Genomic DNA, 13542 nt, shown 5'->3' with positions numbered 1-13542 from the left:
ACCCGCAACATGGTCACCGGCGCCTCCACCGCCGAACTCGCCGTCGTCCTCGTCGACGCCCGCAACGGCATCGTCGAACAGACCCGCCGCCACGCGGCCGTCGCCGCCCTCCTGCGCGTCCCCCATCTCGTCCTCGCCGTCAACAAAATGGACCTCACCGGCTACGCGGAGGACGTCTTCGCGGCGATCGCCGAAGAGTTCACCGCCTACACCGCCACCCTCGGCGTCAAGGACGTCACGGCGATCCCGATATCCGCCCTCGCCGGCGACAACGTCGTCGAACCCTCCCCCCACACGCACTGGTACAGCGGCCCGACCCTCCTCGAACACCTGGAGACCGTCCCCGTCGGCACCGACCCCCACACCGAACCGGCCCGCTTCCCCGTCCAGTACGTCATCCGCCCGCAGAACGAAGAATTCCACGACTACCGCGGCTACGCCGGACAACTGGCCTCCGGCGTCCTGCGCGTCGGCGACCTGGTGACGGTCCTGCCGTCGGGCCACACCACCACCATCGCCGCGATCGACGCACTCGGCACCCCCACCGACACCGCCCGCGCCCCGCAGTCGGTGACCCTCCGCCTCACCCACGACCTCGACATCTCCCGCGGCGACCTCATCGCCACCGGCCGGGCCGCCCCACCCACCAAGGACATCGAAGCCACCGTCTGCCACCTGAACGAACGCCCCCTGCACACCGGCGCCAAAGTGCTCCTCAAACACACCACCCGCACCGTGCGCGCACTCGTCAAGGACATCTCCTACCGCATCGACATCGACACCCTCCAACAACGGCCCGCCACCGAAGGCCTGAACGTCAACGACATCGGCCACGTGACCCTGCGCACCGCCGAACCACTCGCCCTCGACACCTACGCCGACAACCGCCGCACCGGCTCGTTCATCCTGATCGACCCGGCCGACGGCACCACCCTCACCGCCGGCATGGCGGGCGAGGCGTTCGACACCACCCCCGTCAGCACCATCGACGCTTCCACAGAGGAGGACTGGGTCTGATGCCCAGCGAGGCGTTCTCGGGCATGGACAAGGAAGGCGGCCGCATCGGCAGCGGCGTCCTCGGCAGCGGCCAAGGCGGCCTGACGCGATGTGGGGGCCGACAGGGGCGCTGAGCCCCTGTCACCGGGCCCGCAGCCGCCGTGCCTTCCCACAGCAGGTACGGCGGGGCCGGCCCGGCCCCGGTCAGGCACGACCACCTTCCTTCTCCACGAACAGGACACCTCTGTCATGGCACCCAGCACCCTGCCCACTCATACCCAGTCCCGCCCCACCGCCGGCCGGATCAGACGGGCCGCCGTCGCGACCGTCGCCGTCCTCACCACGGCCGGCCTGCTCACCGCCTGCGGCTACGGCTCCAAGAGCGAGGACAAGTCCTCGGCCGCCCCGGCCGCGTCCGGCGCGAAGCTCTCCGCCGACACCGTGAAGATCGGCTACTTCGCCAACCTCACCCACGGCACCGCGCTGGTCGGCCTCAAGCAGGGCATCCTCCAGCAGGAACTCGGCGGCACGCAGATCAAGACCCAGGTCTTCAACGCCGGCCCCGCCGAGATCGAGGCGCTGAACGCCGGCTCGATCGACATCGGCTGGATCGGCCCCTCCCCGGCGATCAACGGCTACACCCAGTCCGGCGGCAAGTCGCTGAAGATCGTGGGCGGGTCGGCCTCCGGCGGTGTCAAGCTGGTGGTCAACCCGGCGAAGATCGGCTCGGTGGACGAGCTCAAGGGCAAGCGGATCGCCACCCCGCAGCTCGGCAACACCCAGGACGTCGCGCTGCTCAACTACCTTGCGGGCAAGGGCTGGAAGGTGGACGCGAACACCGGCGACGGCGACGTCAAGGTGATCCGCAGCGACAACAAGGTCACCCCCGACGCCTACAAGTCCGGCTCCATCGACGGTGCCTGGGTGCCCGAGCCGACCGCCTCCAAGCTGGTCACCCTCGGCGCGAAGGTCCTGCTCAACGAGAAGGACGTCTGGCCGGACAAGAAGTTCGTCATCACCAACATCATCGTGTCGCAGAAGTTCCTCACCGAACACCCCGACGTGGTGGAGGCCGTGCTGCGCGGTTCGGTGAAGACCAACGCCTGGATCAAGGCCAACTCCGACCGGGCCAAGGCCGTCGCCAACGAGCAGATCAAGGCCGACGCCGGCAACGCGCTGGACGCCGCGATCCTCGACCCCGCCTGGCAGGACATCGACTTCATCGACGACCCGCTGGCGGGCACCCTGCAGGCCGAGGCCGACCACGCCGTCACCGCGGGACTGCTGAAGCTGCCCAAGTCGAGTTCCGCCGGCGCGGGGGCGAACCTGGCCGGGATCTACGACCTCACCCTGCTCAACAAGGTGCTGGCCGCCGCCGGACAGCCCGCCGTCGCCGACGCCGGCCTCGGCACCAAGTAGCCCCGTCCTCCGGTAGCCCCTCCAGGCCCCGGGTTCCGCCTCGCTCCCACCCACTCGATGCCCACTCGCCGGGCGGGCGCGGGGCGGACCCCGGCCACCGCTCCCCGCCTCTGCCCTGCCCGGACCACACCCGCAGGAGGTGCCCGTGACCACGGCACTGACCACCTCGCCCGACGCCCCCGGCGCGGGCCACCCGGACGGCGGCTTCGCCGTCCGGCTCTCGCACGTGCACAAGACCTTCGGCCGCCCCGGCACCGCCGCCCCGGTCCTGGACGACATCAGCCTGACCGTCTCCCCCGGCGAGTTCGTCACCCTGCTCGGCGCCTCCGGCTGCGGCAAGTCCACCCTGCTCAACCTGGTCGCCGGCCTCGACAGGCCGACCTCCGGCACCATCGACGTCCCCGGCGGCCGCCCCGCCCTGATGTTCCAGGACCACGCGCTCTTCCCCTGGCTCACCGCCGGCAAGAACATCGAACTCGCCCTCCGCCTCGCGGGTGTGGCGAAGGCAGAACGCCGGACCGAGGCCGAACGCCTGCTCGACCTGGTCCGTCTCGGCGGCTCCTACAAGAAGCGCGTCCACGAACTCTCCGGCGGCATGCGCCAGCGCGTCGCCCTCGCCCGCTCCCTCGCCCAGGGCTCCCAAGTCCTTTTGATGGACGAGCCGTTCGCCGCCCTCGACGCCATCACCCGGGACGTCCTGCACAACGAGATCACCCGCATCTGGGCCGAACGAAAGCTCGCCGTCCTGTTCGTCACCCACAACGTCCGCGAAGCCGTCCGACTCGCCCAACGCGTCGTCCTGCTCTCCTCCCGCCCCGGCCGGATCGCCCGCGAATGGCGCATCGACCTGCCGCAGCCGCGCCGCATCGAATCCGCCGGGGTCGCGGATCTGTCCATCGAGATCACCGAAGAACTGCGTGGGGAGATCCGCCGCCATGTCCAGCACTGACACCCTCCCGGTCGCCGCGGACGACTCCGCGGGCGTCGAGGCCGGCCTCGACGCGCTCGAAACCGTCGCCGTCCAGCGCACACCCCTCTCCTCGGTCCTGCGCCGCTCGGTCCTGCCACCCGTCCTCGGCGTCCTCCTCGTCCTCGCCCTCTGGCAGCTCGCCTACACCCTCGAACTCACCACCCCCGACAAGCTCCCCAGCCCCGCCGACGTCTGGGACTCCCTCACCGAACTCTGGTACGCCGGAACGCTGTTCTCCATCATCTGGACCAGCGTCTGGCGCGGCCTCTCCGGCTTCCTGCTCTCCGTCCTGATCGGCACCCCCATCGGCCTGCTGGTCGCCCAGGTCAAGCCGGTCCGCGCCGCACTCGGCCCCGTCCTCTCCGGGCTCCAGTCCCTCCCCTCGGTCGCCTGGGTCCCCGCCGCCGTCATCTGGCTCGGCATCAACAACTCCGCCATGTACGCGGTCATCCTGCTCGGCGCCGTCCCCTCCATCGCCAACGGCCTCATCGCGGGCGTCGACCAAGTCCCCCCGCTCTTCCTCCGCGCCGGCCAAACCCTCGGCGCGACCGGCCTGAGCGGCGCCCGCCACATCCTGCTCCCCGCCGCACTCCCCGGCTACCTGGCGGGTTTGAAGCAGGGCTGGGCGTTCTCCTGGCGCTCCCTGATGGCCGCCGAACTCATCGCCTCCTCCCCGGACTTGGGCCTCGGCCTCGGCCGCTACCTGGAAAACCAGCGCGAGTTCACCAACATGTCCGGCGTCCTCCTCGGCATCCTCCTCATCCTCACCGTCGGCGTCGCCATCGACCTCCTCGTCTTCTCCCCCCTCGAACGCCACGTCCTCCGCACCCGCGGCCTCCTCGTCACCACCCGCTGAGACCAATGGCTCCCCGCACCGGCAACAGTCAGAAGCGCAGCGCCCTGACACCCGACGGCACCCCCGCACGCCGTCAGAAGCGAAGCGCCCTGACGCACAGAAACCCCGCGCCCCTTCAGGGGCGCTGGGGGCACCTCCCAGCCGAAGGCGAGGGGGCGGAACTGCGCGAGGCGGAAGGCAACGCGTCGCAGCCGCGCACCGCACCCGCCCCCACCCACCTCTCGCACCCCGCTGCCGCCGCACCGCTTCTCCTTCTCGCCCACGGCTCCCGCGACCCCCGCCACGCCGCCACCGTCGAGTCCCTCGCCGACGCGATCCGCGCGCTCCGCCCCGAACTCCCCGTCACCACCGCCTACCTGGACCACTGCGCCCCTCGCATCGCCCAGGTCGCCCCCCGCCTCACCGAGGCAATCGCCGTCCCCCTCCTCCTCAACCGCGCCTTCCACGCCAAGCACGACATCCCGGCCGCCCTCCGCGCCGCCGGCTCCACCATCCCCGTCGCCGACGTCCTGGGCCCGTCCCCCCTCCTCCTCGACGCCCTCGACCGCCGCCTCGCCGAAACCGGACTCGACGTCACCGACCCGTCCGTCCGCGCCCGCACCGGAATCGTCCTGGCCGCCGCCGGCTCCTCCGACCCGGCTGCCAACGCCACCACCCGCGCCGTGGCCGCCACTTGGCAACGCACCCGGGGTTGGGCCGCCGTCACCACCGCCTACGCCTCCGCCACCACCCCCACCGTCCCCGACGCCCTCACCACCCTCCGCCACACCCCCACCGTCCACACCACCGCCGTCGCCCCCTACCTCCTCGCCCCGGGCCTCCTCCCCGACCGCATCGCCACCGCCGCAGCCCCCGCCGACCACCTCGCCCTCCCCCTCGGCGCCGCCCCGGAACTCGCCCACCTCGTCCTCATCCGCCACGCCGAAGCCGCCACCGCCGCACCGACGGCCCGCACCGCCTAGCTCTGACCGGCAAGGTTCACCGGGGTGCGAGCCGCTTTGGGCCCTGAGCTACGGTCAACGCCGGCGGCAGTGGTTCGGAGGGGAGGACGGCATGGCGGCAGTCAACGTTCCGGGGCCTGAACCGGATTGGGAGGAAGCTCCGTCGTATCAGGGCGGGAAGCGCAATCCTGCGTTCCAGCAGAGCATGTGGGAGTTCGCCGCCAGCTCGTTCCGAGTGGTGGCAGGACTTCAGCCGCCGCTGGAGGCACTCGCGGCACGATTGCGACTGACCGTCGAACGAGGCTGGGAAGACCTCGGCTACGTGGACGTTGCGTCCGGTTCAGAGCTCTCCGGCGGACCCGACTTCTCCAAGAAGCTGGGGATGTGTCAGACCCTCGATGTGGCTGCGGTTGGAGCGGCCGGGGCCCGCAGCGCCGGTCGGGCGGCCCGGCACAGCGAGTCGCGCCGGATTTCGATCAGGTGTCAGAACGCCGCGAACGCCGCCGCCAGCTCGTCCGCCGCCGACGGCAGTGGCGTCGTGACGCCGACCCAGGAGCCGTCGCGGAAGTGCAGGTCGAGGCGGCCGCGCTGGGTGACGCCCTTCGCGTTGCGGTGGGCCGCGGCGATCTCGTGGCGGGGGAGTTCGAACTGGAGGGCGTGCTGTTCGGTGAGCTGCCAGAGTTTGGCGCGGTCGGCGAGCAGCAGCAGGCGGCGGTCGGTGAGGGCGAGCAGGGCGCTGCCGTTCGCGCCGTCCTCGTGGAGGCGGACGACCAGGCGGCCGGCGGTGGTGTGCCAGTCACCGGCCATGCCCTTGCCGTGCCAGACGGAGTCCGGCACGGCGTCCATCATCCGGTCCTCGACGGCGCCGACGCCGGCGGAGACCGGGTTGACCACCGCGTACGCGCGCCGCAGCAGGCTGAACGGCTTGGCCAACTTCTGTTCCAGCTCGCCGGGTTGGCGCGGGGTCAGCAACTCTTCGGGCGGGCGGGGGATGCCGGGCGCCAGCGAGATGGGCGCGGCGCCGCGCAGCTGCTCGCCGACGGCGAGGAACGGCGCGGCAAACTGGCGGTCCCGGTCGAGCACAGTGGTCCTCCTGGAGGTAATGGAGCGGGGCGGCTCAGCCGAACGCGTCCTCGAAGCGACGGAGCGGGGCGGCTCAGCCGAACGCGTCCTCGAAGCGGCGGCGGCGCTCCTCGGGGCTGAGCTCGGGCGCCTGGGCGGGCTGGGCGATACCGGTCTTCTGTCGCAGGCCGGTGCTGGGGCCGCGGTTGCCGCTGATCCGGTCGTCGGCCTCGTCGGCGATGATTCCGGCGCCGCTCTGGGTGATCTGCTGGAGCGCCTCGCCGGCCGGGTTGCCGGTCAGGCCGATGCCGTGCAGGCCGGCCTTGCCGACCATCTTGACGCCGGTCTTGGCCAGGTACGCCTCGACGTCCAGCGGCTTGTTCCAGGTCCAGGGCTTCTTCGGGTTGAGGTGCGGGCGCTTGGAGACCGCCTTGAGTGCCTTCATCGCGTCGGCGATCTTCTTCAGCGCGTTGGCGAGTTTGCGCACCAGGTTGGCTATCCGGGCGCTGGCGATGGCGCCCTCGGCGGCGGCCGCGGCGGCTTCGGCGGCCAGCGAGATGCCGGCGGTGATCACGCTGAAGGCGAGCGACGCGGCGAGCGTGATGATCGCCCACTCGATCAGTTCGCGGATGATCGTCTCGACCAGGTCCTGCGCCATCCGGGCTTCGGCGGCGGCCTCGGTGAGGAGCTCGGCGGTGCCCGCCATGTCCTCCGCCTCCTCCTCCAACGCCTGCTCGTACTCGGCGAGTTCACGCTGGAACGCCTCGGACGCGGCACCCTGCCACTCGCCGGCCAGGGCGGCCCGGTCGCGGCGCTGGTCCGCGATCACCTCGCGCAGTTGCTCGGCCTGCTTCTGCCACATCCGGGCGGCGGCTTCGAGCCCCTCGGGGTCGCCGGTGACGAACTCCAGCGGCTCGGCGAGCGGTTCCACGATGGGGCGCATGATCTCGTCGATCACGCTGCCCAGCGGGGTCATCCAGTCGTTGATCTTCGTGTAGGCGTCGACGGCGCCCGCGATCGGCCCGCTCATCCGCCCAGCCCTCCGGCGATCGCCTGCATGGTCTGCCCGACGCCCTCGTCGGTGCGTTCGTACGCGCCGGCCATGCCGTCGGCGTACTCGGCGATCCGGTCCATGGTGTCGGAGGCGGACCCGGCATTGTCGATCGCCGCCTCGGCTCGCTCCACGTAGTCGCGGCCGGTCTCGTCGGACTCCGGGAGCTTCCCGAAGGCGGACGGCGACAGCTGGTGCCCGCCGAGTTCGGCGCGGATCGCCCGCAGCTGCTCGGCCCGTTCGGCACTGGTGCGGGCGAACCGGCGCAACGCGTCCGGATCGACCGTGAACTCCCCCGCCATGTCGGCGTACCTCTTCCCCGTTGCCAGGGCCTGACGCCGGGCGACGGCATAGGCGACGCCATGCGCAGACCATGAATTGGCAAAGAAGCTAACACGGCGCCACCCACAAGTGGTACCCCTGCATGTTCTGCTGACGCTCAGTCGGCCAGCCGCTCCCGCGCCCACGGATCGTCGCAGCGTACGGCGGCCTCCCGGCGGGCCGTCAGGAACCGCTCCGTCACCGGCCCGTCCACGGCGTCCGCCCACCGCCACGCACCCACCGCGCACACCTGCCGCAGCGGGTCGCCGCCTTCCATCGCCGCCACCAGCTCCTCCTGGAGCCGCCGCCGGCCGCCCGCCGTCAGCAGCGCCTGCGCCAGCCAGCGCGGCGAGGACGGGTCGTCGTCGGTCAGCAGCGCGGCCAGCACCAGCGGGTAGCAGCGGTGCGCGGCCGCCCGGTCCGCCGCCAGCCGCCGGTACGCGGCCTGCCGCTTGTGGCCGATCCGGTGGTACTGCGCGTAGCCCGGGGCCTGCGCGTCGAGCCGCGCCACCCGGTCGTCCTGCGACGTGTCGTCGACCGCCTCGCCGAGCGCCTCCAGCAGGGCGTCCAGCGCCACTTCCTGCACGTCCAGCCGCAGGTGCCGCTCCATCGACGTCTCCTCACCTCCCGCGAACTCCCACCGGATACTTGCAGGCGCGGGAATTTGCGCATTTCGACTAAGCTTGTACGGAGTAAAACGACCCCGAAGGGAGCGTGTCCGATGACCCGCCCTGATCCTGCCCTGGCCCACGGCTGGTGCGCCCTGACCGCTCTGCACGGCCGGATCGAGGCCCACATCGAGCGCGCCCTGCAGGCCGAACACGAGCTCAGCGTCCGCGAGTTCTCCGTCCTGGACGTCCTGAGCGAACAGCACGACGGCGACGGCGGCCACTTCCGCATGAACCAGCTCGCCAACGCGGTCGTGCTCAGCCAGAGCGCCACCACCCGCCTGGTCACCCGCCTGGAAGACCGCGGCCTGCTCGCCCGCTACCTCTGCCCCACCGACCGCCGCGGCATCTACACCAACGTCACCCCGGCCGGCCTCGACCTCCTCGCCCAGGCCCGCCCCACCAACGACACCGCCCTCGCCGAGGCCCTCACCACCGCCGAGACCCGCCCCGAACTGGCCCCCCTGGTCGCGACGGTCAGGGCGATGAGCCGGCAGGCGAGCAGCTAGCGGAGGTGCGAAACCGGGGGCGGGGGGGGGGGGGCCCCCCCCCCCCCGGGGGGGGGGGGGGCCCCCCCCCCCCCCGCCCCTGGTTGCGTACCCGCTAGTCGGCCTTGCGCCGCTGCCGCCCCGTCCCGTAGTTGGAGCCGCTCTTCGACCCGGAGCCCGGCTTCGCCCGCCCGGACGCCTTGCCGATGAAGCCCGCCGCCATCTGCGAACTCCCGCCGCCGGGGCGCTGCTTGGGCCGGGGGCGGCGCGGGTTGCCACTCATGTCGACGTCCTTGGGCAGCCCGCCGCCGGAACGCTTCGCCGGGCGGCGTCGCGCCTCGCCGTCCACCGGCTTGGCCCCGCCGCGCCCACGGCCACGGCTCTCCGTGCGCTCGGCAGCGGAAGCAACAGAAGCCACGGGCGCCACCGCCGCCGGAACGGGAAGCATGACCGCCACCCCGGACGGCGTCCTCGCGCCGGTGATGCGCTTGAGCTCGCCGTCCTCGGGGCGGACCTTGGTGATGGTGGGCCGGATGCCGGCGATGCTCATCAGGCGGTTGACCTCGCGGCGCTGCTCGGGCAGCACCAGGGTGACCACGGTGCCGGACTCGCCGGCCCGCGCGGTGCGGCCGCCGCGGTGCAGGTAGTCCTTGTGGTCGATCGGCGGGTCGACGTTGACGACCAGGTCGAGGCCGTCGATGTGGATGCCGCGGGCGGCGACGTTGGTGGCGATCAGCGCGGTGACCTGGCCGTCGCGGAACTGGTCGAGGACCCGGTTGCGCTGCGGCTGCGACTTGCCGCCGTGCAGCGCGGCGGCGACCACGCCGTGGGCGCGCAGCTGCTTGGCGAGCCGGTCGGCGCCGTGCTTGGTGTGCACGAACATGATCACCCGGCCTTCGCGGGCGGCGATCCGGGCGGTGGTCTCGGCCTTGTCGGCGGGGTCGAGCTGGAGCAGGTGGTGGTCCATGGTGGTGACGGCACCGGCCGACGGGTCCACCGAATGGGTGACGGGGTCGCTGAGGAAGCGGTTGACCAGCCGGTCCACGTTGCGGTCCAGGGTGGCGGAGAACAGCATCCGCTGCCCACCGTCGGCGACCTGTTCCAGCAGCTTGACGACCTGCGGCAGGAAGCCCATGTCGGCCATCTGGTCGGCCTCGTCGAGGACGGTGATCGCCACGTCGTCCAGGCGCACGTCGCCGCGCTGGATCAGGTCGTCCAGTCGGCCGGGGGTGGCCACCAGCACCTCGGTGCCGCGGCGGACCTGGTTGGCCTGGCGGGTGATCGACATGCCGCCGACCACGGTGGTGATCCGCAGGCCGAGCACCCCGGCGTAGGGGGCGAGCGCGTCGGTGACCTGCTGGGCGAGCTCACGGGTGGGGACCAGCACCAGGGCCAGCGGGTGGCGGGCGGCGGCCCGCTTCCCGGCGGTGCGCACCAGCAGCGGCAGGCCGAACGCCAGGGTCTTGCCGGAGCCGGTGCGGCCGCGGCCGAGGACGTCGCGTCCGGCCAGCGCGTCCGGCAGGGTGGCGGCCTGGATCGGGAACGGCTCGGTCACGCCCTGCGCGCCCAGTTCCTTCAGCAGCCCGGCGGGGAGGTCCAGTTCGGCGAAGCTCGCGGCCGGCGGGCGGGACGGGGTGCCCTGCACGGTCGTGAAGTCCTCGGCGGGCGCGGCCACCGGCGCGGCACCCCGGCGCGGCCGGCGCGGCTGCTCGGTACGCGGGGCACCACCGCGGGGCGCGCCGGTACGCGGGGCAGCGCTGCGGGGCGCGCCGGTGCGCGGCTTCCCACTGCGGGTGCGCGGCTTGTCGGCACGGGGCTGTTCACCCCGCGAGCTCGACTTCTCGGCGCGCGGACGGGACTGTTCGGACATGCGTGTTCCTCTTCCTGAGGGCCTTCGGCCGACGCGTGCGGCAGCACGGCGGCGGGGGATCGGCCGTCAGGGGGAAAAAGGCGCCGCCCCGGCCGTCGGGCGGCATGGGCGAGGGCCCGTACCGTGGAGGTACGGGCCCTCGCCTGCGTCAGACTGAGTCGGCGTAGGCCGGGACTCAGATGGCGCGGATGTTCTCCGCCTGCGGGCCCTTCTGGCCCTGGGTGACGTCGAACTCGACCTTCTGGCCCTCGAGGAGCTCACGGAAGCCGGTGGACTGGATGTTCGAGTAGTGGGCGAAGACGTCGGCGCCGCCGCCGTCCTGCTCGATGAAGCCGTAGCCCTTTTCGCTGTTGAACCACTTCACGGTGCCGGTAGCCATAACCGTCTCCACTTTCACTGGGGCGTTGGGGCACACACCTCGTGAGCCCCACGTAGCCGCGATCCCCATCCGGAGACTAAACACCGGACAAAACAAATGCGCCTGTGGTTGGAACCAGCAGGCGCACACACACGTTCATGGGAACCAATACTGCAACTGCTTCGACAATAGCACGGTCCCCCTCGTCAACGGCGGCAAAAGTTCCGCTGGTCACACCGTGTTTCGCCGCGACGCCAAGGGGGCATGCGATCCGGTTGGACCGCATGCCCCCTTTCACTCAGGGCTACCTGGCGCTACCGCCGGGCCCGCCCGCCAGGCGCCCGTCAGGCCCGCCCGGCAGGCTGCGGCTCGCGCTCGCCGACGAGCTCGGGGCCGTGGTCGGGCATCGCGCCGTGCCCGGGCCACCAGGCCTTCTTGCCGAGCAGCGCGGTGATCGCCGGGGTGAAGAACATCGCCATCACGAAGGCCGCCAGCACGATGCCGATGGCCAGCGCGAAGCCCAGCTCGGCGAAGAGCACGTTGCCGGCCAGCATGAAGGTCGCGAAGGACGCCGCCAGGATGAAGCCGGCTGCGGCGACGGTCGGACCGGCGTGCCGGATCGCCTCCTTGGCCGCCTCGCGGGGGTTGCGGCCCTCGCGGGCCTCCTCGCGGAGCCGGGCGATGATCAGGATGTTGTAGTCGGTGCCGATCGCCACCACGAACAGGTAGATGAAGATCGGCAGCATGAACATCAGGCCGGACTCGGAGCCCAGCTTGAGGAAGGCCACCGTGGTGGCGCCCAGGGTCGCCGCGAAGCCGAGGCCGACCGAGGCCATCAGGTACCAGGGCGCGACCACGCTGCGCAGCTGGAGGCCCAGGATCAGCAGGATCAGCACACCCGCCACCGGGAAGACCAGCTTGTAGTCGTGCGCCATCGCCAGGTTGATGTCCTTGTACACCGAGGAGGTGCCGCCGACCAGTGCCTCGCTGCCGGCCGGGGCGGCCGGGTGGGCGGCGGAGCGCAGCTTGGTGACGGTGTCGATCGCGGCGTTGCTGGCCGCGGAGTCCTTGAGCACCACGACGAAGTCGGCGGTGGTGCCGTCCTCGCTGAGCTTGGGCTCGGGCTGGACGGCGGCGACGCCGGGGACCTGGCCGAGCCTGGCGCCGAAGCCGTCCAGCGCGGCCGGGTCGAGCTTGCCGCCGCCCTTGGTGCCGGTGGTCAGGAAGACGTGCGTGGGGTCGGCCGCGCCCTCGCCGCCCTTCTTGCTGAGAGTGTCCAGGACGACCATGGACTCCTTGTCCTTCGGCATCATGCTCTTCGCCATGTCGAAGGTGCCCTGGTAGCCGAGGCCGGCCAGCGAGAGGACCACCAGCAGGCCGCCGGAGATCAGCGCGACCAGGCCGGGGCGACGGCTGACCGCCTTGCCGAGCTTGTGGAAGCGGGCACCCTCGGGCTCCTGCATCCACTTGCGGCCGGGCCAGAACACCGCCTTGCTGGAGGTCACGGCCAGCAGCGCGGGGGTCAGGGTGAGCGAGGCCAGCGCGGTGACGATCACCGAGATCGCCAGTGCCGGGCCGAGCGCGGTGAACATGCCGAGCTCGGAGAGCAGCAGCACCGCGAAGGCGACGGTGACCGCGCCGGCGGCCGAGGCGATCGCCTCGCCGACCCGGCCGACGCCGTTGGCCACGGCGGCCTTGCGGTCGTCACCGGCCCGCAGGCGCTCGCGGTAGCGGAACATCAGGAACAGGAAGTAGTCGGTGCCGACGCCGAGGATCACCACGATGTCGATCGCCGAGGCGATCGGCGAGGACTTCAGGTCGAACGCCTTGGTGACGAAGGCGATCAGGCCGGAGGCGGCGATCATCGGGAACAGCGACAGCAGCACCGGCAGCCAGCCGACCAGGATGCCGCGGAAGATCACACCGACGATGACCACGATCAGGACGATGGTGGCGAACATGGTGATCGCGTCGGTGGCGCTGGAGGACTCCTTCTGGTCCAGCCCCATCGCGACCGGACCGCCGACCTGGTACTTCAGCGCGGTGCCGTTGGCGAGCGCCTTGCCCTCCTCACGCAGGTCCTTGGCGGCCTTCGTGGCATCGTCGGTCTGGATCTTCGTCTTGTCGATCGAGACCATGCCCAGGGCGTACTGCCCGTCGGGCGAGAACGTCTTCCCCTCGACCGGGGGGATGATCTGCTCGACCAGCGGGATGTGCTTGTCGGTCAGGCCCTTGACGACCTTGGCCATGTCGGCCTTGTCGGCGTCGGTGAGCGCGGCGCCGTCCTTGCGCTCGAACAGCAGGAGGGCGCTGGGGGAGAACTCGGCCGGGAACTTGTCCTGCTGGACCACCGCGGCCCGGATGGACTCGTAGTGCTTCGGCAGGAACTCTGACTCGTCGGTCGAGGCGCTGATCTTCGGAGCGGTGGCGATCAGGGCTATGGAGCCGATCACCCACGCGATGATCACCCACCAGGCCCGCTTGACGACGAAGTGTCCAAGTCGGTGGAACATGCTCGAAATGCCTCCCCTGGGCATGGTTC

The 13542-nt window shown here is 71.6% G+C and carries 13 protein-coding genes; 6 read left to right on the top strand and 7 right to left on the bottom strand.

The features are described 5' to 3' along the window. The 5 genes from ACZ6R9_RS30735 to ACZ6R9_RS30715 form a co-directional block, all read left to right on the top strand. Positions 1-1017 (top strand): sulfate adenylyltransferase subunit 1 (locus ACZ6R9_RS30735; RefSeq protein ID WP_465541827.1); only part of this gene is annotated, 1017 nt, incomplete at its 5' end. Between the two features lie 228 nt (positions 1018-1245). Then, entirely contained in the window at positions 1246-2415 is a 1170-nt protein-coding gene (locus ACZ6R9_RS30730) for an aliphatic sulfonate ABC transporter substrate-binding protein (protein WP_465541825.1), read from the top strand. A gap of 145 nt (positions 2416-2560) precedes the next feature. Further along, positions 2561-3364 carry an ABC transporter ATP-binding protein gene (locus tag ACZ6R9_RS30725; protein ID WP_465541823.1) on the top strand — a complete coding sequence of 268 codons (804 nt, stop codon included), beginning with the start codon at positions 2561-2563 and terminating at the stop codon, positions 3362-3364. Beyond that, positions 3351-4241 (top strand): ABC transporter permease, encoded by an 891-nt coding sequence (locus tag ACZ6R9_RS30720; protein WP_380481960.1) that lies wholly within the window; start codon positions 3351-3353, stop codon positions 4239-4241. The genes ACZ6R9_RS30725 and ACZ6R9_RS30720 overlap by 14 nt, the downstream gene beginning before the upstream one ends. Before the next feature lie 5 nt (positions 4242-4246). Next, complete coding sequence (locus ACZ6R9_RS30715; protein ID WP_465541821.1) at positions 4247-5203, top strand: sirohydrochlorin chelatase; 957 nt, start codon at positions 4247-4249, stop codon at positions 5201-5203. 462 nt (positions 5204-5665) lie between these two features. Here ACZ6R9_RS30715 and ACZ6R9_RS30710 read toward each other — a convergent pair whose 3' ends face one another. The 4 genes from ACZ6R9_RS30710 to ACZ6R9_RS30695 form a co-directional block, all read right to left on the bottom strand. Further along, entirely contained in the window at positions 5666-6265 is a 600-nt protein-coding gene (locus ACZ6R9_RS30710) for a hypothetical protein (protein WP_465541819.1), read from the bottom strand. 73 nt (positions 6266-6338) lie between these two features. Beyond that, positions 6339-7274 (bottom strand): WXG100 family type VII secretion target, encoded by a 936-nt coding sequence (locus ACZ6R9_RS30705; RefSeq protein ID WP_465541817.1) that lies wholly within the window; start codon positions 7272-7274, stop codon positions 6339-6341. Next, entirely contained in the window at positions 7271-7597 is a 327-nt protein-coding gene (locus tag ACZ6R9_RS30700) for a type VII secretion target (RefSeq protein ID WP_380481968.1), read from the bottom strand. The genes ACZ6R9_RS30705 and ACZ6R9_RS30700 overlap by 4 nt, the downstream gene beginning before the upstream one ends. 137 nt (positions 7598-7734) lie before the next feature. After that, positions 7735-8226: a hypothetical protein gene (locus tag ACZ6R9_RS30695; protein ID WP_465541815.1), complete on the bottom strand. Its 492-nt coding sequence runs from the start codon at positions 8224-8226 to the stop codon at positions 7735-7737. A 111-nt stretch (positions 8227-8337) separates the two neighbouring features. Between ACZ6R9_RS30695 and ACZ6R9_RS30690 the strand changes: the two genes are divergently transcribed. Further along, entirely contained in the window at positions 8338-8793 is a 456-nt protein-coding gene (locus ACZ6R9_RS30690; protein ID WP_465541813.1) for a MarR family winged helix-turn-helix transcriptional regulator, read from the top strand. A gap of 94 nt (positions 8794-8887) precedes the next feature. Here ACZ6R9_RS30690 and ACZ6R9_RS30685 read toward each other — a convergent pair whose 3' ends face one another. The 3 genes from ACZ6R9_RS30685 to ACZ6R9_RS30675 form a co-directional block, all read right to left on the bottom strand. After that, positions 8888-10642, bottom strand: coding sequence for a DEAD/DEAH box helicase (locus ACZ6R9_RS30685; RefSeq protein ID WP_465541811.1), 1755 nt, complete (start codon positions 10640-10642; stop codon positions 8888-8890). A gap of 175 nt (positions 10643-10817) precedes the next feature. Next, positions 10818-11021: a cold-shock protein gene (locus ACZ6R9_RS30680; RefSeq protein WP_380486613.1), complete on the bottom strand. Its 204-nt coding sequence runs from the start codon at positions 11019-11021 to the stop codon at positions 10818-10820. A 323-nt stretch (positions 11022-11344) separates the two neighbouring features. Beyond that, positions 11345-13513, bottom strand: coding sequence for an MMPL family transporter (locus tag ACZ6R9_RS30675; RefSeq protein ID WP_465541808.1), 2169 nt, complete (start codon positions 13511-13513; stop codon positions 11345-11347). Positions 13514-13542: the final 29 nt, after the last annotated feature.

This window comes from Kitasatospora sp. NPDC048662 (genome assembly GCF_055587065.1).
The sequence above is the reverse complement of the archived record's forward strand: the minus strand, read 5'-3'. Positions and strand labels throughout refer to the sequence as shown.